The following is a 25,842-nucleotide window of genomic DNA, read 5'->3' as shown; positions in this document are numbered from 1 at the left end:
GTAAAAATGTCATTTAAAAGCGTTTATATTACAGGTGGTGCCGGTTATGTTGGAGCTAGACTGGTTCCTGTACTACTGGAAAAAGGCTACAAGGTTTCAATCCTTGATCTGATGATGTATGGAGAACATGTCATTGCGGATCATCCCCAACTGAACAAAATCAAAGGAGATATTCGAGATGTTGCCTTGTTGAAGCAAACTATTCCCGGACATGATGCCGTCATTCATCTGGCCTGTATCTCCAATGATCCCAGTTTTGAATTAAATCCTTCATTAGGAAAATCGATCAATCTTGACGCGTTTCGCCCGTTGGTTGAGGTCAGCAAAGAGTCTGGAGTAAAACGGTTTATTTATGCTTCTTCTTCCAGCGTTTATGGCATCAAGGAAACGCCTAATGTTCATGAAGGTATGTCGTTGGAACCACTCACGGATTATTCAAAGTTTAAGGCGGACTGCGAAAAAATTCTGGCAGAATATCAATCTCCGGCATTTACCACTGTCACCATCCGCCCAGCTACAGTATGTGGCTATTCTCCACGCCAACGTCTGGATCTGGTGGTTAATATTCTGACAAATCTGGCCTACCATAAACGTGAAATTTCAGTTTTTGGTGGAGAGCAACGTCGACCCAACATCCATATTGAAGACATGGTACGCGCCTATGTCGCCCTTCTGGACGCTCCTTCAGAAAAAATCGCCGGAGAAATTTTTAACGCGGGTGATGAAAACTTTACCGTGACTCAGTTGGCAGAAATGGTGCGTGATGTAGTAGGTGAAGATGTTCGTCTGGTCAAAACACCAAGTAATGACAATCGCTCCTACCATATCTCTTCGGAAAAAATCAAAAATGTATTGGGTTTTGTGCCCACACATTCTATCCGTAAGGCCTCAGAGGATCTGAAACAGGCCTTTGAAGACGGGAAATTACCGGACTCTATGACCAATGAGTTCTATTTCAATATCAAAAGAATGCAATCCATCAATCTGCAATAATTTATCAGGAGAAACTCATGCACGTTCGTTATTCTTATCTGGCTCAACAATTCGGTGATTGTGAAGATCTGTGGGATCAACTGAAAGCTTTTGTACCTACTGGAGATTTTACCTTGGGAAAACCCTTGACCGAATTTGAAAATAGTTTTGCCGAATTGATGGGGGCTAAATATGCCATTGGTGTCAATTCAGGAACAGATGCCATCAAACTGTCCCTCAAGGCACTGGGGATTGGTCATGGGGATGAGGTGATCACCACGGCCAATACTTTTGTGGCAACGGTTGGGGCTATTGCTGAATTGGGAGCTACACCGGTATTTGTCGACTGTAATGATACTTTTTGTATGAATGTGGATCTCCTTGAAGAAAAAATCACCCCCAAAACCAAAGCCATTGTTCCTGTTCATTTTACCGGTTATATGACCGATATGCGTAAATTGCTACCTATAGCCAAGAAGCATAATCTACCAGTTGTAGAAGACGCGTGTCAGTCAATTTTGGGCGCAATTGACGATAAAAACGCTGGAACCTGGGGCAATACAGGAGCTTTTTCCTTGCATCCCCTGAAGAATATCAATGTGTGGTCCGATGGCGGCGTGATTGTCACCAATGATGAAAAACTATGTCAGCAACTACGTCTCCTCAGGAATCATGGTTTGGCTGACCGTGATACCGTAACCGTGATGGGTTGTAATTCCAGATTGGACACACTACAGGCTGTTGTGGGTAACTGGTTATTGCCTCATGCCAAAACTATCGCGCAAAAACGAATTGATAACGCTAAATACTATGACCAGCATTTGGGAAAACTATCCCAAATCAGAATTCCGCCAAGGCCCGCTGATTTCAAAATTGTTTATCACCTGTATATCGTTTTTGCCGAACAACGGGATGAACTGTTAAAATATTGTGTTGAAAAAGGGATTGAAGCCAAAGTGCATTATCCTGTTCCCATCTACAGACAACCCGCATTGGCTCATTTGGGATACAAAGAAGGCGATTTTCCTGTTTCAGATGGACATACTAAAAATATCATCACATTTCCTTGCGATCAGCATTTGTCCAAGAACGAAATGGATTATGTGCTTCAAACAGTGAAGGATTTCTATGCCAAACGATAATTCAAGAATCGCCTATGTGGATCTCAGTGCCCAATGGAAAGAAGAGCAGGAAGAATTATTACCCATTGTCGAAAAAGTTTTGTCGAGAGGGCAGCTTATTGGGGGGGATGAAGTCGACCGCTTTGAAGAACAGATAAAAAAACTGTGTCAGGTCCAACACGCTATCGCGCTCAATAGTGGAACAGACGCGCTGATATTTGCCTTAATGGCCTTGGGTGTTGGTCCGGGAGATGAGGTCATCACACCGCCCAATTCTTTTATAGCCTCGACAGCCGCAGTGGTACATATTGGAGCCAAACCTGTTTTTGTGGATGTGTTGCCTGATCAGAATATCAACCCTGATTTGATTGAGCGTGCCATCACCAAAAAAACAAAGGCCATTATGCCGGTTCATCTGACTGGTCGTGTGGCGGACATGACTCCACTGATGGAGATCTCAAATAAATATGGTCTTCCCGTAGTAGAAGACGCGGCACAGGCTATAGGCTCCCGCTATGATGGAAAAATGAGCGGTGCCATAGGTGCCGCTGGATGCTTTTCAGCTCATCCCCTAAAAAATCTGAATGCCTGTGGCGATAGCGGTTTTTTGACAACCAATGATGAAAAAATCGCAAGGTTTGTCCGCTTGATTCGCAATCATGGCCTGGTTGATCGAAATACAGTGGAACGCTTTGGCTTGGTGTCTCGCATGGATACCTTGCATGCCGCCATCCTGAATTATCGTCTGAGTCGTCTGGACAGCGTGATTGAACGCAGGCGTAATAATGCTGAAGCGTATTTTAAACTGCTGAATCAGGAACATATTTTTATTCCACCGGAACGTGCAGTAGAATACAACACCTATCATACGTTTGTGATTCAAATTGATCGAAGAGATGAATTGAAACAATATCTTCTGGATCGTGGCATCGAAACCGCAATACATTATCCGATTCCAATTCATTTGCAACCTGCGGCGGCCTCTCTGGGATACAAATATGGTGATTTTCCGAATGTGGAACTACAGTCAAAAAAGATTTTGACCTTGCCCATTCATCAAACGCATTCAGTCCGTGTGATTGAAAGAGTGGCAGAAACAGTTAATTCTTTTTTTCACAAGTAGAGGTATTATGTCTGAGCAAAAGTGGAATTCTGCTTCAAAATATCAGTTAAGTGTCATCATGCCAGCGTTGAATGAGGAGAACAACATAATTGGTGCGGTGAATGACGTGGTGCGGGCGTTTGAACAACTCAATATTTCAGGGGAAATCATTGTCATCAATGATGGCAGCACGGACCAGACTCCGCAAATGGTGGAATCCTTAAAACAGCAACATCCATTTATTAAAATGATCACCCATGCGAGACCCAAAGGAATCGGGGCGTCTTACTGGGAAGGTGTTTGGACCGCTGACGGCGAAGTGGTAGTGATGATCCCTGGTGATGGAGAAAATGATACCTCGGAAATCATCCGATATTTTCCCCTGATGGATCATGTGGATATTGTAATACCCTATTTCTATAACAAGGAAGCCCGGACTCAGGTCAGGCAATTCATTTCCAAACTTTACAAGTTGATCATCAATGTTTCATTTGGCATTTTGCTCAACTATATGAACGGAACTGTGATGTATCGCCGGAGCATTCTGCGTGGTATCTCCTTACGAAGTAGCGGTTTTTTTTACCAGACAGAACTACTCATCAAGTGTATCAAAAAAGGATACTTGTATGCTGAAGTCCCTTATGCAATCAACACCAGACCATCCGGCGAATCCAAGGCAATTCGCTGGTCATCTCTACGAAAAGTCATCGAAGGCTATTTCATGATGCTGGCTTCCACCTATATTCTGAATCACGATACGGATTTTATCGCTCAGGATTCAGTTACATCTACACGGAAACAGGCTCTGTTAAACAGCAGTGAAAATTCCTCAATAAATTAAATTCTTCAGTAAACCGAAAACCATGCTCAACATTCTCCATCAATCCTCACCTGTATCAAAAAAATATTCCTTCCTGTTTTCCTATAAATTCGCATTAGTCATTATGGCCCTGATTGTTTCCACGATTTCGGCCTATCATGCATTTACAGATCCTTCAGCGTATCGTGAACACTATCATGGTGATTTGATTACTGAACTGGAAGCCTATACATCTGGACTCAATTTCGAAAAACACGGTTTTATCCAACTGTATTTTCTGCCTGCGTTGCATACTTATGAGGAAGCACGCGTTACCCAACCCATGTACACTCATTTTCCTCCGGGTTCCAATGTGATGAGCGGTGTGATGCAGAAAATTGGGTTGCATCAATTTTATTCACAGAAAAAAGCAATGCTTATTCTGAATATTGTTGCGTTGGTATTTTTCATTTTAAGCATCCGGCATTTGATTCCCACCTCTGATCATTTCCCGGAAATTGTTTTTGGCGTCATCCTCATCAACAGTGCATGGCAAATTTTCTGGTTGGGAAATATCAGTCTGTATACGTACTCCGATTTGATTACGGCTGTTGCACTATGGGCTTTAGTGACAAACCGGACGAAAATTTATCTGACAATGTGCTTTCTGGCGATGTGTGTTAACTTTGAGTTGGTCCCTTTTCTGGGCCTGATGAGTTGGTATCTGGCCATCAACAATCATAAAAAAGGAATATGGAATCGCCTCCAAAGTGTGATTTATGTTGGAATGACAGGAGGCGTGTTCTTTTTGGGGTTTGCTCTCCATTTTTTACAAAATGCGTTTTATTTTGGTTCTGTGAATGCCGCATATCTGGACTTTCAAAAAGTCTTTATGGAACGAACCAGTATCATTCAGAGTGACGTTGATTATTCTATCGTAAAGCATATCGCCAAAATCTTTTATAGCAGTTTGTGGTACTACGGTTCCGTTGTTCTGATCTTGGGAATCGTGGGATTGCGAATCGCTTTCAAAACACGTAATTGGCTACCAATCTGCCTCTTGCTGGCTGGCGCCTCTTGGCAGTTATTGTTCAAGCAACATGCCATGAATCATGCCTTTACAACCCGTCATTTGGCAATAGGATTTTTTATATTGGCCACTTTGGGATTTCTTCATCTATGGCATCAGAACCAGAAATGGAAAAAAATTCTGGCAGGAGTGTTATTGGCAGGAGCTATTTTTAGAATCCCGTTAGGCTGCGAGGTTTCCAGAAATCCACTTTTGCTTCACCAATTGGAACAGGTAATATCAGAAACTGATTCTGCCACTGTTCTGTCATTACTGACTTTTTTGAAGGACACCAGAGAACATCGCTATGAAAAGCTGATTTTGATTAATGAACTGGCAAAACGTCATAATCAGCCTATAAGACAACCTGTTTATGCTTTCAAAACTAATGATACTGCCTTCACGCTCAGAGTTGAACCACAAAACTCAAAATTAACAGGCCGAAATTTACCTCCTGATCGACAGGTAAGTTTTTATGATTCTGTGAACGGTTATGTGGACACACCCATTCAAACATCAGTCCCTGTGATTGAAATTTTGAGTCCTTTGAATCCGCTTAGATATCATCTACTACGATTGTATTTGTTGTTGATTTGAAAAAATGGATCAAATTATTGAAATAATTTTTCTTGTGGTATGATGATCCTTTTGATCAAACTGTTTCTGATTTTAACTTGGCTGGCAGGTGTATTCGTAGTTTGGCAATGGGCACGAGCCAGTCGCATCAGAAAGCTTCTTGGCTTGGCAATTGGGGGCGGGTTACTGATCGAATTGATTAGCTTGGTTGCTTACTTTTCATATATTGGCAATGCCATCCCCGAATGGGCCTACTGGGGGGTGCTCTTGGGGGTCTTCTTTCTAAATCCCTGGGTCTGTCTTATTGGACTTTCCAGGTTTGTAAAAAATTGGTTTTGGCCTCACAGAAATATCCCCTTTTCAGAGGGAAGGCGTGAATTTCTGCTCAGCGGACTAGCTTTAGGGGCTCTAGTATCGCCAATACCACTGTTGAAAAATCATAGAATCCTACCTTTAACGATCCAACGAAGCATTATCAATGTCCCATATGCTTTGCCAGAACCTGTGACGCTGATTTTCATCTCAGATCTTCATTTAGGCAATTTCTTCCCCATTGCTTACTTCGACCAACTTCTCCAAATACTCCACAACGAAGCACCTGACTATCTAATTCTTGGTGGTGATTTGATTGATTATAACCACCAGGAGATTGATACCTATGCTCCGCAGATTTCTCAATGGCCTGCGTGTTGCGAAACATTGGCGGTGATAGGGAACCATGATTTTTTTGGAAACCCTATGGTGGTAGCAAGCAAGCTTGAACGACTGGGTGTTCGAGTTTTACGGGATCAAATCTATCACATTAAAGGTGGAATTCCATTGCTTGGTGCCCGCGATTTTCTCTGGGAGGGACATCATCACGTTTCTTTCGATTATCTCACACCTCAACGACCCGCGTTGATGATCAGCCACAATCCAGACTTGACCTTGCACCTCAAACCTTGGGAACGCGAGCGGCTTTTTGCGTCCATTTGTGGACACACACATGGTGGCCAAATTGTTTTCCCTGGCATCGGAGTCATCTTTACTCCAGCAGACAAACGCTTCACCCGCGGTTTCTACCAACTTGCTGAATCGGGGTTGCCAATGATGATCTCTGCGGGAATGGGATATGCGGGGTTGCCCATCAGACTTAATTGTCCTCCGGATGTGTTGGCTATCAAATTAGAAGGAAAGAAAGAACTATGACACTCACCGCATTGAATAATCTTGAGCTTGAAGGCAAGTGGGTCATGTGAAATTATTGCTAACAAAAAAATTGACTCTTGTTTTGATGAAGTTAACGTCTTATACGTTTTTAACTCGTAATTCGAATTTCTATGTAAATAAAGGCCTTTATGAATATTGATAAAGTAGTGCTTATTAACCTGCCCGTTGATGGCAAAGTCGCAGACTTTTACACTCCCAAATATGCTATTGAAGACTTCTCCGCATATCCTCCACTGGGTTTGCTATATGTTGCGACTGGTATCAAAGAAAGTTACCCTGTCAAAATAATTGATGTTTTGGGCAAAAAATATGACATCAAAATGAGTGTGATCAAAGTATTGGAAGAAAAACCGGCTGTGCTGGGGATTTCTTGCCAGACATTCTATCTCTATCCGATGGTGGCAATCATTGAACAGGTCAAGAAACATTTGCCTGATCTGGTGGTGGTGGTGGGTGGTCCTCATGTCACGGCATTCCCATCGGAGACTTTAAGACTGCCCGGTGTGGATTATTGCATTCAGGGCGATGGGGATCGTTGTTTTAAAATGCTGTTAGACGCGCTTAAAGATGACGATCATAGTCGATTCCGCGAAATTCCGGGACTGATCTATCAAGATGATAATGGAGAAATCAAAAAAAACAGCCCTGAAGTACTGAAGTTGGGTGATGTGCCGATTTGTGACCGTAGCCTCATTGACAAAAATGATTATTTTACGGTTGCCGATGAAGGGCGTGAAGTTGTTACGATGATTTCTTCGAGGGGATGCCCCTTCAAGTGTGTTTTTTGTGATGTTCTGGAAAAAAAATATCGTTCCAGAGAGGCTGAACTTATTGTTGATGAGATGGAACATATATTAAAGACCTTCGATAATCCGATCATTCATATCTTCGATGATACCTTCAATCTTAACAAGAAAAGGGTGATGGATATGTGTCAGGAAATCATCGACAGGGGACTCAAGGTATGCTGGACAACCCGAACCCGTGCCAAACCTTTGGACGATGAGATGGTACGACTCATGAAAGAATCAGGGTGTCGACGAATGCATTTTGGTGTAGAGTCAGGCTCTCCGACCTCACTGAAATTGATCAAAAAGGGTCTATGCCGTGAAGATATAGTGCGCGCTTTTGAGCTTTGCAAGAAACACGAAGTCCAGGCTTTGGCGTATTTCATCATCGGTTTTGAATGGGAAACTACCAAAGAAATCGAAGAAACCATAGATTTTATCAAGCAGATTGAACCGTCATTTATCATGGCAAACACTTTGTATCCTGCGGCAAAAACAACAACTTACGAAACTCTCTTAAAAAATGGAATATTGAAAAAAGACTACTGGCAAGAGTATGCGGAAACCCCTACGCGGGATTTCAGATTGCCAGATTATCTCAATGAGAAATCCTTGCGATATCTCCGACGTAAACTGGATGAGATCTACATGACCTTCTATTTGTCGCCTCGTTTTGTGATAAACAACTTGATGGAAAGTAGAAAAAGTACCGCAAACGCCAGGAAGGGGAATGGTCTGGGGTATAAGATCAATATGGCTAAAAAAATCGTATCCTCTTATCTTAAAAATACGGTGCTGGAGTTGACAACAAGCGGCGTGAATCAATTCAAACAGCCTCTGGTAATGATTGAAGATCAGAGTTCTAACATCAGTCAATAATTCAAAATTTTCTTGCGAATTGGCGTTAAGTTTTGGGATGTAGAGTTCGGTGCTTAACGTCAAATAACTTTCGATGATAATTGTATGAAAATATTGTTATGGGGGCTATTTCTAATTTGTTTCGCTTTATTCAGCCATTTGTTGATTTGGAAAATTCGTCTTCCTGTACGGCAAACTCGTGCCTTGTTAGCTATATTTTTTGGAACCTTCCTGAGTGGTTTGATTATCAATTATGTCCTTGTTCATACCAACAATACCGCACTTATTCCTTATCTGTTGAGTTCTCTCCCTGAATATCTTGAAGTTTTCCTCTTTGGCACAGCTCTTACATTGAGCTATGTCATTACCTATTCAGCTCTGGAAGCGGATAGCCCTACCATCGTCATGATTTTTGCGATTTATAAAAGTGGCTCTGAAGGAATAGAAAAAAGTAAATTTGAACAAATCATGAACGATGAAATTTTAATAGATTCACGTATTGCGGATTTAGTGCGCGACAAAATGGTTCATATCCAGGGAGGACGCTATCAACTAACTCCCAAGGGAAAACGATTCGCTCAATTATTCACACTCATCCGAAAACTGATGAACACGTATATGGGGGGATAACATCATGATTGAAATCACAGTGGTGCAGTCTCTTATTCCCATCGCAGGTTTATCCATAAACGTGATAAGCCAGTTTCTTTGTATGCGTTACCTGTCTCAGGGAAAATTACTCAGGTCTTTAAAATTTGGATTTTTGGTTGGGGCAGGAGGCGGGTTTGTTCTTAATTTCAGCATGATGTCTCATCTACCTTTCGATCTGGATGTATTGTCACAATATGGCATAAGCCTCATAACTTATATCGCATTGGGCTATGGCTATTTTCATTTCATTAATTTAGGTGAAACCGCACGTCGAGTAAGACTGACACGAGAGTTACTGCAAAGTAAAAATGGGCTTACTCATGAAGAACTATTACAAAGATACAACGCCCAAGAAATTATTGAAAAACGATTAGGACGATTGTTGCGTAAACGGCAAATTCAGTTAGAAAACAACCGTTATTATATTCGTTCAAAAACGATGCTTTCTATTACCAGATTGCTGGTGATGCTGAAACAATTCGTTTTGGGAAAATCTATTGAATTTGAGGATTCTCCAAAAAAATAGTTCTCATCACATCCCCGCTTTTCTCCGCCAAACCAAAGCATAAACAATTCCAGACCCATTCAATTTTACTGGAACCTACGTGCCCTATCGCATTTATTATATTGTGTGTAATTTTTGCCTATACATCACACCTGTGACTGTCAAAAATGAGGTTAAATGACATTTTCTAAATGGAAAATCTCACTATTTGCGGTGATCTTGTTACCTGGATTGGTAGGAATTTATTTTGGTGAGGAAATCGCTTCATTGTTTCTTGAAAAAACAAACTTCACACGTGAAATCCTACTCCCCCAATTGCAAACATCCTCGCTGAAAAATAAACTGTTATGGGTCTACCCTTTGGATCGGGATTTAAAACATTCTGATGACGATTTGCTACCTTTCCATTCGGTTTCTGGGTTCCACGGAATTCAGCTTTCAGCCCAACATTTTGTGAAAATTCCCAATCTAAGTGATTTTGATTTTCGAAACGATTTTTCCTTCAGTTTTTGGTTCATCCCTAACGGTGCTAATTTAGATTCACTCAACAACATCTTGTGGATTGGTGACCCTGCCATCCCGGATAAACCATATTTCTCGTTGTGGTATGGGTTAGTCGGAGGTTCAAGACAACTGCATATTTCCAGCGTGTTAGGAAAGTCCTTTATAACCAGTGTATTTCAAGAAAATCAATTCTATCAATTGACGTTAAGTTATCAGGCGCAAACTCGAATATTGCGATTGTTTGTTAATGGGCAAGAAATTCCTATTGGTTGGTATGAATCCGGTCCAAAATTTTCGAACTCATCGCCCTTATCCACAGTATTTCAAATTGCCAGGGGATTTGCCCCAGTTACGGAATTTTCCGGTATTTATGGGGGATTAGTGTTCTGGCATCGAACTTTGGATGTCCTAGAAATTCAAAATATGGATTCTTGGCGAAAAGAAAAATCATTATTATCATTAGAAAACTACACAGAGGATGTTCTGAAACCTCAATTACAAACATCCTCTTTACGCAACAATTTATTATGGTTCTATCCACTCCAACGGGATTTGAATTCTGCCTTGGGTGGCGAGCATGTATTGAATCTTGTAAAAACATTTGACGACACTTTAACTTCTCCTTCCCCGCAATTTCGTAGTTTGGGGCTATTTAAGGGTATACAACTTTCTCATGCGCATCCTGGCCAGATATCCAGAGTTCATGACTTCAATTATAATAACGATTTCTCTCTCAGTTTTTGGGTAATTCCAGTAGATTTTTTTATTGATCCTAGACATTTTCTAAAAAATATTATTTGGATTGGTAATTCTGATAATCCAGGAAGTCCATATTTTTCCATGTGGTACGGAGATGAAAGAAGACTTCACATATCTGGCATTATGGGGAAAAAAGATCTTTTCTATGAATTGAAAAGTGAGCAGTTCTATCACTTTAAGTTGATTTATAACCGAGGAATTCCTGCCATGAATCTTCTTATCAATGATCAGTCATTTGATTTGCCTGTGATGGCACTGAACAACGAATCAATTACGGAACCAAATGTATTTTATTTTGCGAAGGGATTTTCTCCAGAAACAGGATTTTCTGGTATTTATGGAGCAATCAATTTTTGGAAGAGAATACTGACTACCACAGAATATAATGGTTATGCTTACTGGATTGAAGAATTCAATAATAGGCTTGGTTTGATTAGAGTCCTTTCATGGGGATTGATTTTTATTTTTTGGCTACTATTTTTACCAGGATGTACAGAACTTATGATTGATTTTATTAAGTCGAGCAATATTTTTAACTTCTTTTTAAGAAAATGGCATAAAATTTTTACACCCACCTTAAACTAGTCAACCATGAACTACCACATTTATATAGCATTAGCGATCATTAGTTTGGTTACCACAATTCCCATCTTAATATATCGTCCGGTGCGATCAATTACTATTCCAGTGATATTCATTCAAATATTATTTTATATTTCTATGAATGAATTCATAAAAGGGAATCATCTTCCTCAGCATGATACAATATCTTCATATGTACGGATATTTGTTATTGTGCAACAATGGCTTCAAGAAAAAGATTTGTTGGGCTGGAATCCTTATTTAGGTGGGGGACAACCTTTCGCATTACTCAACAATGTGGCTTATCAACCATGGTCATACCTGTTAACAGGATTTTATCGAAGTGTTGGACTAACTTTTTCTAATATGCAAGAATTCAATTTATCATGGATTTTTCAGTATTTATTTTTTAGCACCGGTTGTTTATTACTTTTTTTTGAGCTTTTTAAGAGTCACGTTGTGTCTCTTTGGGGATATTTTTCTCTCATAATCAGTAATCTGGTTGTGATTGATTTGTATGAACCTATTGGGTACATCCTGTTATATACCATGCCGTGGCTCTTATTTTTTGCTATCCGGTTTTATAAAACCAATAACTGGTCGCATTTATACCTTTTTTCCATGGTATGCGGATATGCCATGAATATCTATATACCTGTTTATGTGATTGTTTCTGTTCTATGTTTAGGGATAAGCACACTACTTTTTTATCCGGAAATGTTTTTAACAGGAATCAAGAGATTCAGAGAAACATCAAATATTCTGCGAAAACTGGGAATTTGTTTTATTATTTTTTTAGTTTTCGCAAGCCCCATGCTTTGTTCATTTTTTGAAATGCAAGATGTTATCAGTCCTTCCAGAGGATTCACCCAAAATGGGTCTGTTAGCAGTCAGAATTCAGGTCTTCAGACATCCTTAAGCATATCGATGGATGCCTTAAGGTATCTGACTGAATTTACGCCTGTGACTTCATTCTATGATTACACGCATACTGTTTTCTATGTTGGGGTAATCAATATCGCCTTATTATTTTTAATCCCACTAGGCAGTTCAAAAGGAAAAGCTTTTATTCTGGCAACCTTCTTGATATTTTTATTATCATTGGGAACTCAATATCCCTTATGGAATTGGTTGATAGATCATGTCCCTTTTTTCAACATGTTAAGACACGCCTTCCTTTTTAGTAGAATGCTAGCTTTTTTCATTTTATTAGCTTCGTTGCATGGTCTCAACGTTTTGTTGGGTGACTCAATATCCAGGATTAAAGTGATGTTTTTTTTACTCATAGGACTATGTATTGTTACTAAAATACCGATCATGATACCACAATATCTGATAGAAACTGGAATATTGTTATTCATCTGTTTATGCATCATTCTCTATTATCAACATCAGAATTATAATCGCAAACAGGGACATACGTATGTATTATTATTATTATGTTTCATTCAACTTTTTTTATTCTCTCCTTTGGAGAAGAGAAATGGAGTACCTAGCATATTAGGTCAATACCAACATGATGATTGGGATTTATTACCATTTTCTCCAATGAATGAATGGTTCTTATACCCTCGTACTCTTGCTCATAAATTTCCTCCATTTGATTTATCTCCAACCATTAACAAACGAGTGAGTTGGTCTGATCCACAGAAAGGATATCTTATGTGGATTCAACCTCAATTTTATCGGATGACACAAATACTTGAAAAAGATTATCCACAGACACAGAAAGGGAAAATATACCATCTCTATCCTCAAAATATTTTACTGAATGAACAAGAGATCATTCAGATGATCAATGGTAAATCAGATAAAAAATCATTTTTGGAAACAGAGGAAACAATACAGATATTACCGGAAAAAAATCCAAATCGAGCTCTTTTGCAGATCAATATGGAACAACCAGGGACATTAGTAAGAATGGTAAATTATCACAAAGGCTGGCATGCCTATATTGATAACTCAGAAGTTACCCTTACTCAATCTGCTTTCAATTTTCAGCAGATATCCGTCCCAGCAGGAAACCATGTGGTTTCTTTTGAGTTTAGCAGTATCTATCCATGGCTGTTTTATTTACAGTTATTACTGTTACCTGCTGGGTGGGTAACGATGTTGTTTTTTCTAAATAAAGAAAAAATGTCTCTTGCTGAAGGATAACAGAACACAGTCACGTATTTGTAAGCTTGGATGAAGAGATCACACATAGAGTATTACTCCTTATGCGATCCTAGCTAGAGTTTAGCCGAAAAGGGGTGTTTTATGCTTTTTTTCAATTAAATTATAAATTCAACTAATTGATATTATTTTGTTTTAAAAATATTAATTTCTGTGTTTTAGACCTTTTCGGCTAAGCTCTAGCTATGGTTTTCAAAATGAGGAAGATGAAGTAGTACATGCTTACCAATGCGAATTAGGAGTTGAACCAATCCATGTTTCTTGTGCTAGATTAGTGAATTACCACAAACACTAATAATGAAGCACAAGGAGGAATCATGGATTGGCAAGCACGATTAATAGCGTTATTTGTATACATCAGCAACCATTATGACGATTATCTTTGGACTTATTGTCAACGGTTAAGTCCGAATGCTCGTCCTGAATTTAGTGATCCAGAATTAATGACGGTTTACCTGTGGGGGGTGTCGCGAGGATATCAGGAAATTCAAGCCATTCATGACTATACCCACGATCATTTGTTGGACTGGTTTCCCAAACTTCCCGCTTATGCCACCTATATCCAGAGGTTGAACCGTATCGCTGAGGTGTTTGTTCCGCTCATCCATCAAATCCAGCAAGATTTTCCTCGAATGGAGGGGGTGGAAATGATTCGTTTGATCGACTCCATGCCGATTATGATGGCCAAAGCCCAACGAAGCGGAACAGCCAAGGTCGCGCCGGAATTGGCCAACAAAGGCTATAATTCCACCAAGGACACCTATTATTATGGCGTGAAACTGCATATTTTAGCCTTTCGACGCCAAGGACAACTCCCTTTACCGGATTATCTGGGGATGACTTCCGCGAGTGAGGCGGATATCAACGTGTTGAAAGCCCTTGCGGAAGATATCCATGACACACCGGTCTACGCGGATAAAGCTTATATCAATGAAGCGTTGAGCCAATTGTTGGCTCAACAAGGAGCTTCCTTGAATACTCCGGTCAAAAAGGCCAAAGGTCAGAAGGATCTCTTTCTGTTTCAAGCGGCCTTCTCCACCTTGGTGAGCCAGGTTCGGCAACCCATTGAGTCCCTGTTTAACTGGATTCAAGAAAAAACAGGAATTCAAGTTGCCTCTAAAGTCCGCTCATCCCAAGGCTTAATGGTTCATGTTTTTGGAAAAATCGCAGCCGCTATGTTTTTGTTGACAGCCAATTTTTAACTCCTAATTCGCATTACCAATAATCAATAAGCGCATGTGAGAACTTTCCCAAGAAGATAACAGACAAAAAAACAATTATGAAGGTACACTCCCCCAAAAAAATGGCACTAGTAGTATTGTTGTTAGCAATGGGCTTGACCAGCGTTCTTTATAACACGGAACTCGCTCTGTCCATTTATCCCAATCCTCCCCCTATAACTGAATTATTATTATCTTCCACATCATCGGAAATCCCTAACTTAACGGAAAAATTAATGTGGCATTATCCCTTGCGAAGGGGTTTAAATCCATCGACGGGAGAACTGGCACAACCATTCCAGTCACGTTCGATGTTTCAAGGAATACAGCTTTCGTCGATACGTTTCCTGAAGTTTCCGTATCCTGAAGAATTTGACTTAAGAACCAATCTTACCCTCAGTTTCTGGTTCATTCCTGATTTTGCCAGCCTCACCAATCCCGCACTTAAAAATATTGTATGGGTCGGAAACCCCAACACTCCAGGTATTCCTTATTTTTCAATGTGGTATAGTTCGCAATCTGGTTCAGAAAAGCTGCATATTTCCAGCGTATTGGGAAAAGCAAATATTCCCTTTGTCATTCAGGAGGAACAATTCTATCGAGTCACTCTCACCTATCAGGCTGAATCACGCACCTTGAAATTGTTTGTAAATGGAAAGGAGATCCTCTTTCAGTTTTTTGAAAACAATTCTGCTCCTTCTCCATCTCCCCCTTTACACTCAGTGTTTCAGATCGCTCAAGGTTATGCGCCATCCTCGAGCCTTTCAGCTATTTATGGCGGCGTTATTTTGTGGGGTCGAGCTTTGGAGACTGCAGAAATACAAACTTTACATTCCTGGAGCCAGATTGAAAATCAGTCCGCAATAAATGATTACACTGAGGAACTTTGGCGACCACAACTTCAATTGTCTTCGTGGCAGAATCATTTGCTTTGGAGCTATCCCCTGCATCATGATACGCATTCCACACTAGAATCATCCCTCATGGCGAAGATGGAAGAAAATCCGGAAGAGATTTTTGCTTCCGCAGTCATGCCAACTTTTGGTCACTACGGAATGGAGCTCTCTTACGCTCGTTTTTTGCAACTTCCAAAAGCCAAGGATTTGGATTTTCATCAGGATTTTTCTCTGAGCTTTTGGCTAGTACCTTTAGATATTCAGGATGATTCCTTGAAAAACATCTTCTGGCTTGGTAATCCGGCACAACCGGGAACTCCTTATTTTAGTTTATGGTACCGAGAATCCCATTCCTTTCATATTTCCAGTGTATTGGGCCATGCTAATATTCCTTATGAGCTTCAATTTGACCATTTCTATCATTTCCTACTTATTTATAATCGGGAGAATACTACTCTAAAACTGTTGATCAATGGTCAGGAACTTCCTGTTACTTGGCTCATCAATGGACAAACCGTAGAATTAGCCAATGTTGTTCCTTTTCTTCCTGCTTTGGATCGCACTTTGGATGTTTTTTATTGGGCGAAAGGATTGGCTCCAACAACAGGACTGAATGGACTTTATGGGGATTTGGCGTTTTGGAAAAAATCACTGAGTTTGTCAGAGGCACAAGAACAGACTTCATGGATGATCAGAAAAAATTCATCATTTCTTTCCGACATATTGATCTTACAAAGCATATTTCTATATACTTGCGTGGTATTAGTATTCATCTTCTTGATGTGTTGTTGGAAATTCATGCGAATCCGTTTATATTTGGATCCCTCAAATGGAACTTTTGGCATTAGATTTTTGGGACACCAACATAAAGAATGGCCGATATTTGAACAAAATAGCATTGAATTCGCAATCTTACTTTTTATTAATATTTGTCTATTATATTACTATTTTGATTTTATGTATAACAAGATTTTTATTAATCACCGATTCGTAAATTTGACGTGGTTTAATCAGTTATAATTAACCAATCTGACAGTGTACCTGGATTTTGAACATTTTGAAAGAATTAAGCCACATTGAGTAGCTGATGAATCAAGACCTGTAGATCATCCTGGGAAAATAACGTTTGTTCGGTGGTTTTTTCGGAGTTGAAATATTTGCTACCCCAGTTTTTTCGGCGCATTACAGCGATTAGGTCCGAAAAGGTGATTTCAGTCTTTTTGTACCAGGCACTCCCTTTTGGAGTAAGTTCTCCTTTGCGGTAAAACTCGATTGTGGCGCAGCAAATGAGAGAAAACAGTCCAAACAAACAGGGGGTTGTACGAACAATCGCTAAATCAGACCACTGTCTTTGAGTTTCAACGCCCAAATGAGCCCGTGCTTCTTCAAAAGTGACCTCAACATTCCAACGCGTCATGTAGCGCTGGAGAATGTCGAGAGCCTCAAGCTCAACATTATTGCTAAAAAAGCTTGGGGATTTTTCTTTCCCTCGACTCGAACCAATACCCATTTGACGGCAATGGGGATGTGATTGGCTTTATACATCAAAGCAACGCCTGAAATATAAGAAATGTTCTTTTCCCCGACTTGATACCATGCAAGCGTGGCCTTTTTCCAGGGCTGCTGATCATCTTTGGCTAACGTACTCAACGAAGGACGGAGTGCTCCCTTCTTTGGTTTAGGCCCCCTTTTGCCCGGGACGGGCTCTGGAGGAAATTCATACAATTTGGCATCAATCCGCAAGCGGTAGATTATAGAGATGTGCAAGCGACAACATTCTTCCAGCAACTCGAAACTGGAAAAGCCGCCATCAACCAGGAGGAGGATGCCACAAGCTGGTTCCCAACGACGGATGACTCTTAAAGCTCGAATCGTCCAGTCAATGGACGTCCGATGGTCTTTTCCCGCTTTTTAATTGGCTTTTTTCGAAGGCTGAAGAATCGTCCAGAAGGGAAGCGCCCAGGGACGGGAACTCTAGGGAATTGGAACAATCAACATTAAACAAAGCCATTCCAGCCCAAGACAGGTTACCACATGATTGCCTTTGGAGCGAACCGCGTCTCGATACCGGCCTTTGACTTTGATTTTTTTACCACTGCGACGTTCCAGTGTTTCATCTATTCCAATCGTAATGAATGCGTTGGGAGGAACAAAAGCTCTCACTATCAGACCAAACAAAATTTTGGCGATTGACAGGGACGACCAACGATCTCGACTGAGAACGCTGTGATAATTACGAAATTTTGGATCATTTTCCAAACCAATAGATCGAAGTGCTGAGGCAACCGTTCTATCGCCTTGACAAAGTATCGTGCCCATTACCAATGTTTGGGCTAATCCCCGTACTGGTACAGAAAAAACTGGTCGAAATGCATCTAAATAGATTAAAAACTCATTGGGAAGAGAAAACATACTGGACTTTGAACATTGTTCTGTAACTTATTGAAATAACTATGATTGATGATTTGGGTAATGAAAATGGCACAATTCATAAAACATAAAAAATTCAATAGTTTGAAAAAATGTGATTTTGGATTTAGCAAAAAAATTACCAAAATGTTCAAAGTCCAGAAAACATAACAAGCTTATATAAATGTTTGTGTCGTTACTTCATTTATATACGCGATACTTGTTTAAGTCTCTTCCTCATTCTTTATAAATTTTAACCAAAATGTTCAAAGTCCAGAGTGTACAATACCTTTATGAAATTGAGTCGAATCATAGGATTTAAGAATAGTATCTCATCTAATATTGATCAAGTTATAGGATGGTTATCGAGAGGCGATCTTAAACTATTCATTGTGTTCCTTCTATTTTTAATAATTTCTTATCCTTCAGAGGTTTTTTTTGTCACTAAAGAACCTGCTGAAGACTTCATCCGTTATTTTTTTTCAATTGATCAATTAACGCATCTGCACATCCCACTTTGGAATCCTTTCGTCGGAAACGGACAACCATTTTATTATTATTTGCTCCTTAATTCTTTTCCCTCTCCGTTGGATTGGATGTGGGTTTTGATAGTAAAGATACTCAAATTGACAGAAAACATATCTCTTCTTGATTCAGGTTTTCAATTTAAATATGTATTTGGAACCTTATTTTCGCTAGCCATATATAAAATTGGAAGATTATTGGTGATATGTGATTCAGTACAAGTTCCGCATAAATTAGATTTTATAGCACCGTTTACTGTTGGTTTGTTGACGGTTCAATTCATTTGGGAATTGCGTTTTGGCGGAGGCGACTATGTATTTTGTGTGATATTAATTCCATCTTTATTCATGATTTATTATTCATGGAAATTTTATTGGTTAAATACAAGCTATTATATTTTTTTGAAATTCTGTTTGTCCTCCATATTATTATTGCATTACTCTGGTTGTTATTCTGTGCCATTAGGATTCGCCATGATAACAATCTGGTTCTTTCAGTTAATTTTACCAAATTCAGCTAGTTTTTTTCCCAAGTTACGTAATAGAGTCTTGAATCTTGGAAATAAGAATATAGTGAGGATCCTTATTATCGCTTTTTTTACTTTAGTCAGTATCACTCCATTTTTGGAGGTGTTTTTAACGGAGTTTGCTTCCATGATCCGAATTTCCAGAAACATAGAGCAACTTGGTTGGATGGATTTGGTTAACTCGCAAGGCGGGCAAAGTTTCAATAAATACAGCAACTTTTTGCAGTTTCAACAAGGCAGGATTGGTACTCAATTATTATTAATTTATTTTGGTATCATATCACTTTTTCAGGTGCAAAGATGGAGTCGTTTATTTCCAGTTTTAATCGGATTAATCACCATCGCTTCTGTTTTTCTAGGTGAACGCTCCTGGTTTTTGATTATCTTTTATCGAGAACTGTTTCCCGTTTTTCAAAAAGCACTCTATACCGGAGTGTATTATGATTTTGTCGTAATTTTTGTGTTAGTTCTTTCAGGTTATGGAATTCGCTGTTTTTTTTCAGGAACATGGCCCTTGGTACATAGCATCGGTTATGGATTATTTGCCATTCTTTTATTCTGTACTCCATGGAACTCGATTAATTCTACCTATATTATTTTATTGATCCTCACTCTTCTAATTATACTCCGACGGTTCATTATCAATTTTCAGAGATTTGGAGTGATTCTGTGTATATTTATTATAGCATTTAATATTCATTATCAAAGGGGGATGGCTTTGAACCAACAATCAGATCTCTCTACAGAACTACAAAAATATAGGGAAATCGAATGGGGGCAACCGATCATTTTTCCTGAGTTCCGAACTAAACGGCTCAAACAATCCTTCGAGCAATGGGGAAATGGATTCCCTCTATTAGAAAAAGAATTCGTCTATGATCCTGAACCTAATTTTATGTTGATGAAAAAACAGTATGATTTAATTCAAACCTTGAATCCTCAACAAAAGGACCGTGTTTTTGGGGTCTCTAAACCGATGATCAGATTTTCTCCCCACTATAAAATAGTCAACCATGATGATGCGTTAAAAACGACGGGAAATTCTGAAGAACTGGATGTTGTAAGTTCTACGGAGAAACTTTCTGAATTAGGTGAAACAATGGTCGATAAAAATTGCATGACGAATGCTCTCATCCAGATTAAGGAGTTTCAGGTTAATAGTTTATCAATGAATACTCATACGTCTTGTCAACAACTACTGGTCTGGTCTGATAGTTATCATCCTGGTTGGAAAGCTTATATTGATGATCAAGAAACAGAGGTGTTGGTTGCGAATTATGGTTTCAAAGGACTTCGTGTTCCCACGGGCGATCATTCCGTTGAATTTGTTTTTAAACCCAGGGTTAAATACTTGTTAATAGTTGAAAATATCATTTTCTGGATGGGGGTAGTCATTGTCATTTATGTTAACTCGAGGAGAAAAAGTGGAGTCGTCAATCTGACTTGATGGAAATGTTATCAGGAACCACATGTGGCCTGATGTCAATTATCATCCAGGAAGGGCCTTTTATATCGATGGAACGGACGTCGAAATTAATAAAACTGCTTTCAAGTTGCAAAAAATATTGATCCCTGAGGGAGAACATGTCATTACGTTCCGCTTCAGAAGTGCATACCCATGGTTGTTTTATTCGCAATTAGTATTAATCCCTTTAGGATGGGGGATGATTGTGTTCTATTTGGGAACTCAAAAAATCAAACAATACAGTGATCCTTTACTGACAAAATTAACAGGAGTATATAATGACACCAGAAATCAGGAAAAAATTATATTTTGAAATGCTCCGAATTCGGATGATTGAGCAAAAAATTGCGGAAGTATATCCTGAACAGGAAATGCGCTGTCCGGTGCATTTGTGTATTGGACAGGAAGCGGTTGCGGCAGGAGTCTGCGCTAATCTGAAAGTGGAAGATCAAGTGGTGAGCGCTCATCGGTCTCACGCGCATTATCTGGCAAAAGGAGGCGACCTTAAACGGATGCTCGGAGAACTTTATGGCAAAGTGAGCGGATGCGCACATGGAAAAGGCGGTTCCATGCATCTGATTGATCTGAATGCGGGATTGCTGGCGGCTGTACCGATTGTGGGAAGTACCATTCCCATTGGAGTTGGTGCCGCTTGGGGAATGGTCATGAAACAATTACCGCATCTGGTAGTGGTATTCTTTGGAGATGGTTCGATTGAAGAAGGTGTGTTTCATGAAAGCCTCAATTTTGCGGCTTTGAAAAAACTGCCGGTTTTGTTTCTGTGCGAAAATAATTTTTATTCCGTGTATTCACCTCTGGAAGTAAGGCAACCTGCGGGAAGGGAAATTTTTGAAATTGCGAGGGCCCACGGTATTGAGAGCCACCAGGGCGATGGGAATGATGTGGAAGAAGTTTATTCGATGACAGCCCATGCCGTGGAAAAAATCCGACAGGGAAAAGGCCCAATGTTTCTGGAGTTCAAAACTTTTCGATGGTTGGAACATTGTGGTCCGTTTTGGGATGATGAATTGGGATATCGAAAAGAAAATGAATTGCAGAACTGGCGTGAGCGTTGCCCGGTGAAACTGCATGAAAACAAGCTCAGATCAGAAGGTTTATTAAACGAGCATGATATGGTGCCAATGGTGAACCAAATTACAGAGGAAATCAACGAGGCCTTCCATTCCGCAAAGACGAGTCCTCTTCCACCGCCGGAAATGTTGTGGACACACGTGTATGATGAATCCTTACCAACTGAATAGCAGGAGAAATTTGTGAGAGAATTAAAATATTTTGAAGCGCTTCGTGAAGCGACTGATCAATGTATGGAACGTGACTCATCCGTATATCTTATGGGACTGGGAGTTCCTGATCCTAAAGGCATTTTTGGAACAACTGCCGGTTTGTTGAAAAAATATGGAAAGAACCGTGTGTTGGATATGCCAACTGCGGAAAATGGCATGACCGGCGTGGCGATAGGCACAGCATTGATGGGGATGAGACCCATCATGACTCATCAACGGGTTGATTTTGCGTTACTGGCCCTGGAGCAGATTGTGAATCAAGCCGCTAAATGGTATTACATGAACGATGGGCAGATGCATGTTCCCTTGGTGATTCGCATGATTGTAGGTCGTGGCTGGGGGCAAGGACCCCAGCACGCTCAAAGTCTGGAATCATGGTTTGCTCATATTCCCGGTTTGAAAGTGGTGATGCCCGCAAATCCCTATGATGCCAAAGGTTTAATGATTTCAAGTATTGAAGATAATAATCCGGTCATCTTTTTGGAAAATCGTTGGCTGCATAACATTTATGGGGATGTTCCCCAGGAATATTACAAGGTCCCCATTGGTAAGGCCAGAATCGCGCGGGAAGGTCGAGACTTGACGATAGTCACTCATTCCTATATGGTGCTTGAATCTTTACGTGCTGCTGACATTTTAGCGTCCGGAGGAATTGATGCTGAAGTGATTGATTTGAGAACACTACGCCCCTTGGATCATACAACGGTGTTGGACTCTGTGAAAAAAACAGGGAACCTTCTGGTCGTTGATCATGGTTGGATTCACTATGGTGTCAGCGCTGAAATCATCGCGATGGTGTCTGAGCAAATATGGGATTGTCTAAAATCACCTCCACGACGTATGGGGGTGGCTGATGTCCCAATTCCGAGTAGCCGTTCATTGGCTCAATACTGTTATCCCCGTTCAGCGGATGTGGTTAAAATGGTGGCTGAAATGCTCCACAAACCAATGGATCAGTTTAAAATAGAAATTTCTGAAATCCCCTCTGATATTCCTGACAGGAGTTTTACAGGGCCTTTTTAATACCTCCAGAATCCTGAAGTCTTGTTTCATTGCATGAAGCATTGAAATGAAAACCACCTCGCATTATCTTTCAAGTAAAGTCGATGAGAGTGCAGTTGAAATGTTTTGCTTCAAATTCAATGATCTCTAAAGTATAAAATTTGTTTGGTGAGGAATCATGTCTAAAGAAATTATCCGGTTAGATTACGAGGAACTAGTCAAGGCCTATTGGCAAAACCTGAATCTTCTGCTGAGGAGCTTCAATACAGGCGGTGAGTTTTTAGAAATGTGGGTGGCGGATGAAAACCCTGAAAAAAGTATTGTGAATCTTATTGAAGCGGCACAGGCCGGACAATGTGAACAACTGGATCTATTTATTTCAGAGACAATCTGGAATAAACTTCATTTTGAAAATATTCATGAAATGTTGAATGGTGTTTGTGATGTGACGGTTCATCAGGAATCAGGAGGAATTCTGATGAGCGTGAGGGGATTACAGGATTGGGCTATGTTTCAGGATGTTCATGCTATCTATCGGAAACGAATCAGGGACGCATATCAGCAGAAAAGTCTGGAAGGTAAACTGGAACCTGTGCCAGGCCAAATCCTGCTGACTAGCCAAACCTCTGGAGTGTCTCTTTCAGTCCTCGTAGATGCTGAATCTCATGTGATTCAGCAGGCGTTATATACAGGCAGTCAATCGCCAACGCAAAAAGGGGTGTTGAATAAACTTTGCCAATGGCTGGTTGGAACACCAGTGCAAGAGGCGAGCGAACATGCGCTGATTTATCTGGAATATTCGCTGAGAGATCCACAGCAAAAACATCACGTACAGGGGATCATTTCTCCTAGAAACGCAGATCCAGTATTCCACTTACCATTAGCACTTACTCGTGAAATTTTACCCACCTATCGTGGTAAAACAGGGTATCAAATACAGCAGAATTTTTTCATCCGAAAACCTTCCGATCAATGGACTCAATTATCTGATCAGGAAAAATTTGCAAAAGCAGAAAGCGTATTATCCGCATTGTGCCCGGGTTTGTCTCTTCAACCAGTGGATGTTGAACTGATTTCTGTTCAGGATACCAAGATCACCGTGCATTTTGTAAAAGAACTTCTTAGCCTCGAAAAGGCCATATTGCTGACTCAAATTGAGCGGGGGATGAAAGATGGAATTGATGGACAATTACGTTTATACATGGAAGAGTTGAAAGATAAAAATATCATTCGTCGAGAAATTTGATTTATACGAGCGCAATTTGACAAGGAGTAATTTATGAGTGGAATGGTTGATCATGTAGAAAAATTGATTCTGGATGGAACAAAGATTGGTTGGCATCTGGATCGAGTCCGAGCTTGGGAGCGTGGAGAGCGCTTTGCTCCCATTACCATTGATATGGCGCTAACACGTGCCTGCAATTATGGCTGTCACTACTGTTATGCTATTCTTCAGGAAAATGATCGACAGGTGATTGATCAAAAATCAATCTATCATTTTCTGGAGGATGCTGCGGAAATTGGAGTCAAAGGGATCAGCCTCGTGTCTGATGGGGAAAGTACTATTTCCCCTGTTTTTGTAGACACCGTAGTGAAAGGGAGTGAAGTTGGACTTTCAATGGCCTGTGGCACCAATGGATTTATTTTTAATCGTAGAAAACTGGAAGAAATTCTACCGCATATGACCTATCTGCGGATTAACATTTCCGCAGGTGAACCTGCACGGTATGCTGAAATCATGGGTGTTAAAGAACAATGGTTCCACCGGGTTGTTCAGAATATCAAAGACATGGTAGACATCAAAAAGAAAAACAATCTCGATGTAACGATAGGGTTACAGATGGTATTGATGCCGGAATATCAGGATCAAATCCTTCCATTGGCGCGACTAGGCAAAGAGCTGCGTCCTGATTATCTGGTCATCAAACATTGTAGTGATAATGAGGAAGGTGATTTGGGCGTGGATTATAAAGGGTATCGTGCCATTTACGAACTTTTGAAAGAGGCTGAGTCATTATCGGATGAAGAGTATCTTGTAAAAGTGAAGTGGTCCAAAATTGATGCAGATGGTACCAGACAGTATCAACGTTGCTATGGTGCGCCCTTTATGTTGCAAATGTCTGGTTCTGGATTGGTTGCTCCTTGTGGGATGCTGTTCAATGAACGTTATAAAAAATTTCATATCGGTAATATCGTTGAACAGCGATTCAAGGATATTTGGGCCAGTGATCGATACTGGGATGTTATGAGGTATCTGAGTTCACCTAACTTTAATGCTCAGGTGATGTGCGGTTCTCTGTGCCTCCAGCATAAGGTCAATGAATTTTTGGATGCCTATCAGAAAGGCTATCTGGAATTGACAGATCCAACAGGTTCCCCTCCACAACATCTCAATTTCATTTAAACATGGAATTTGTTTTAGCAATTCTTCAGGTTCATGGGCGTTATGTCATGCAGCATCGGGACGACAATCTCAATATTCCGGCCCCGGGAATGTGGGGGCTGTTTGGAGGTAAAATTGAGCCTGGAGAAACTCCGGATAATGCGTTGATCCGGGAAATACAAGAGGAATTATGTCTGATTTTGAAAGACTATAAGTTTTTATTTCAAATAAACCATTACAATGATTTCTGGAAACAGACAGTTTCATATTTTGTTTATCATGCGGACATCACTCACTTCTGGGGAACTCACCAGTTATGTGAAGGACAAGCAGTTGATTATTTTGCCTATGAACAATTAACCCACCTTCCCATTCCATCGGTGATTCAAAACATATTGGATCAATACCAAAACACTGATTATATTTCATGAATAGTGATCCT

General features: G+C 40.2%; 23 protein-coding genes. 20 read left to right on the top strand and 3 right to left on the bottom strand.

The genetic code is table 11. The annotated features are described in order from the left end of the window. The first annotated feature begins 6 nt into the window (after nt 1-6). The 13 genes from HQM11_12155 to HQM11_12095 all read left to right on the top strand — a co-directional run bounded on the left by HQM11_12155 (nt 7) and on the right by HQM11_12095 (nt 16,806). The gene (locus tag HQM11_12155; protein MBF0351776.1) at nt 7-993 is read left to right on the top strand and encodes an SDR family oxidoreductase; all 987 of its coding nucleotides are present in this window, start codon (nt 7-9) and stop codon (nt 991-993) included. A gap of 17 nt (nt 994-1,010) precedes the next feature. After that, nucleotides 1,011-2,114 (top strand): DegT/DnrJ/EryC1/StrS family aminotransferase, encoded by a 1,104-nt coding sequence (locus tag HQM11_12150; protein ID MBF0351775.1) that lies wholly within the window; start codon nt 1,011-1,013, stop codon nt 2,112-2,114. Then, the gene (locus tag HQM11_12145) at nt 2,101-3,216 is read left to right on the top strand and encodes a DegT/DnrJ/EryC1/StrS family aminotransferase (GenBank protein ID MBF0351774.1); all 1,116 of its coding nucleotides are present in this window, start codon (nt 2,101-2,103) and stop codon (nt 3,214-3,216) included. The genes HQM11_12150 and HQM11_12145 overlap by 14 nt, the downstream gene beginning before the upstream one ends. A 7-nt stretch (nt 3,217-3,223) precedes the next feature. Beyond that, the gene (locus tag HQM11_12140; protein MBF0351773.1) at nt 3,224-4,036 is read left to right on the top strand and encodes a glycosyltransferase family 2 protein; all 813 of its coding nucleotides are present in this window, start codon (nt 3,224-3,226) and stop codon (nt 4,034-4,036) included. A gap of 22 nt (nt 4,037-4,058) precedes the next feature. Beyond that, nucleotides 4,059-5,660: a hypothetical protein gene (locus HQM11_12135; GenBank protein MBF0351772.1), complete on the top strand. Its 1,602-nt coding sequence runs from the start codon at nt 4,059-4,061 to the stop codon at nt 5,658-5,660. Between the two features lie 51 nt (nt 5,661-5,711). Next, complete coding sequence (locus tag HQM11_12130) at nt 5,712-6,827, top strand: metallophosphoesterase (protein MBF0351771.1); 1,116 nt, start codon at nt 5,712-5,714, stop codon at nt 6,825-6,827. Between the two features lie 149 nt (nt 6,828-6,976). Continuing rightward, nucleotides 6,977-8,515 carry a radical SAM protein gene (locus HQM11_12125; GenBank protein MBF0351770.1) on the top strand — a complete coding sequence of 513 codons (1,539 nt, stop codon included), beginning with the start codon at nt 6,977-6,979 and terminating at the stop codon, nt 8,513-8,515. An 84-nt stretch (nt 8,516-8,599) separates the two neighbouring features. After that, a complete protein-coding gene (locus HQM11_12120) occupies nt 8,600-9,124 on the top strand; it encodes a hypothetical protein (GenBank protein MBF0351769.1) in 525 nt (174 codons plus the stop codon). 4 nt (nt 9,125-9,128) lie between these two features. Beyond that, nucleotides 9,129-9,671 carry a hypothetical protein gene (locus HQM11_12115; GenBank protein ID MBF0351768.1) on the top strand — a complete coding sequence of 181 codons (543 nt, stop codon included), beginning with the start codon at nt 9,129-9,131 and terminating at the stop codon, nt 9,669-9,671. Between the two features lie 156 nt (nt 9,672-9,827). Beyond that, a complete protein-coding gene (locus tag HQM11_12110; protein ID MBF0351767.1) occupies nt 9,828-11,498 on the top strand; it encodes a hypothetical protein in 1,671 nt (556 codons plus the stop codon). A gap of 210 nt (nt 11,499-11,708) precedes the next feature. Beyond that, entirely contained in the window at nt 11,709-13,652 is a 1,944-nt protein-coding gene (locus tag HQM11_12105; GenBank protein MBF0351766.1) for a hypothetical protein, read from the top strand. A gap of 335 nt (nt 13,653-13,987) precedes the next feature. Then, nucleotides 13,988-14,872 (top strand): IS982 family transposase, encoded by an 885-nt coding sequence (locus tag HQM11_12100; GenBank protein ID MBF0351765.1) that lies wholly within the window; start codon nt 13,988-13,990, stop codon nt 14,870-14,872. Between the two features lie 77 nt (nt 14,873-14,949). After that, on the top strand, nt 14,950-16,806 hold the full coding sequence (locus HQM11_12095; GenBank protein ID MBF0351764.1) for a hypothetical protein: 1,857 nt from the start codon (nt 14,950-14,952) through the stop codon (nt 16,804-16,806). A 46-nt stretch (nt 16,807-16,852) separates the two neighbouring features. On the opposite strand, the gene HQM11_12090 is transcribed toward HQM11_12095, so the two are convergent. The 3 genes from HQM11_12090 to HQM11_12080 all read right to left on the bottom strand — a co-directional run bounded on the left by HQM11_12090 (nt 16,853) and on the right by HQM11_12080 (nt 18,198). Continuing rightward, nucleotides 16,853-17,296 (bottom strand): hypothetical protein, encoded by a 444-nt coding sequence (locus HQM11_12090; GenBank protein MBF0351763.1) that lies wholly within the window; start codon nt 17,294-17,296, stop codon nt 16,853-16,855. Next, nucleotides 17,200-17,670: a transposase gene (locus HQM11_12085; protein ID MBF0351762.1), complete on the bottom strand. Its 471-nt coding sequence runs from the start codon at nt 17,668-17,670 to the stop codon at nt 17,200-17,202. The genes HQM11_12090 and HQM11_12085 overlap by 97 nt, the downstream gene beginning before the upstream one ends. Nucleotides 17,671-17,760: 90 nt before the next feature. Continuing rightward, nucleotides 17,761-18,198 (bottom strand): transposase, encoded by a 438-nt coding sequence (locus HQM11_12080; GenBank protein MBF0351761.1) that lies wholly within the window; start codon nt 18,196-18,198, stop codon nt 17,761-17,763. Between the two features lie 290 nt (nt 18,199-18,488). On the opposite strand from HQM11_12080, the gene HQM11_12075 reads away from it, so the two are divergent. The 7 genes from HQM11_12075 (at nt 18,489) to HQM11_12045 (ending at nt 25,831) form a co-directional block, all read left to right on the top strand. Further along, nucleotides 18,489-20,693: a YfhO family protein gene (locus tag HQM11_12075; GenBank protein ID MBF0351760.1), complete on the top strand. Its 2,205-nt coding sequence runs from the start codon at nt 18,489-18,491 to the stop codon at nt 20,691-20,693. A 22-nt stretch (nt 20,694-20,715) separates the two neighbouring features. Next, nucleotides 20,716-21,024, top strand: coding sequence for a hypothetical protein (locus HQM11_12070; GenBank protein ID MBF0351759.1), 309 nt, complete (start codon nt 20,716-20,718; stop codon nt 21,022-21,024). Continuing rightward, on the top strand, nt 20,990-21,973 hold the full coding sequence (locus HQM11_12065) for a thiamine pyrophosphate-dependent dehydrogenase E1 component subunit alpha (protein MBF0351758.1): 984 nt from the start codon (nt 20,990-20,992) through the stop codon (nt 21,971-21,973). The genes HQM11_12070 and HQM11_12065 overlap by 35 nt, the downstream gene beginning before the upstream one ends. Before the next feature lie 12 nt (nt 21,974-21,985). After that, nucleotides 21,986-23,038, top strand: coding sequence for an alpha-ketoacid dehydrogenase subunit beta (locus tag HQM11_12060; GenBank protein ID MBF0351757.1), 1,053 nt, complete (start codon nt 21,986-21,988; stop codon nt 23,036-23,038). Between the two features lie 157 nt (nt 23,039-23,195). Further along, nucleotides 23,196-24,263, top strand: a complete 1,068-nt coding sequence (locus HQM11_12055; protein MBF0351756.1) for a hypothetical protein — start codon at nt 23,196-23,198, stop codon at nt 24,261-24,263. 33 nt (nt 24,264-24,296) lie between these two features. Beyond that, nucleotides 24,297-25,421 carry a radical SAM protein gene (locus HQM11_12050; protein MBF0351755.1) on the top strand — a complete coding sequence of 375 codons (1,125 nt, stop codon included), beginning with the start codon at nt 24,297-24,299 and terminating at the stop codon, nt 25,419-25,421. A 2-nt stretch (nt 25,422-25,423) separates the two neighbouring features. After that, entirely contained in the window at nt 25,424-25,831 is a 408-nt protein-coding gene (locus HQM11_12045; protein ID MBF0351754.1) for an NUDIX domain-containing protein, read from the top strand. The last annotated feature ends 11 nt before the right edge of the window (nt 25,832-25,842 follow it).

It is taken from the genome of SAR324 cluster bacterium (genome assembly GCA_015232315.1).
Taxonomy (GTDB): domain Bacteria; phylum SAR324; class SAR324; order SAR324; family NAC60-12; genus JADFZZ01.
Note: the sequence above shows the minus strand (reverse complement) of the source record. Positions and strands in the feature narration are given on the sequence as shown.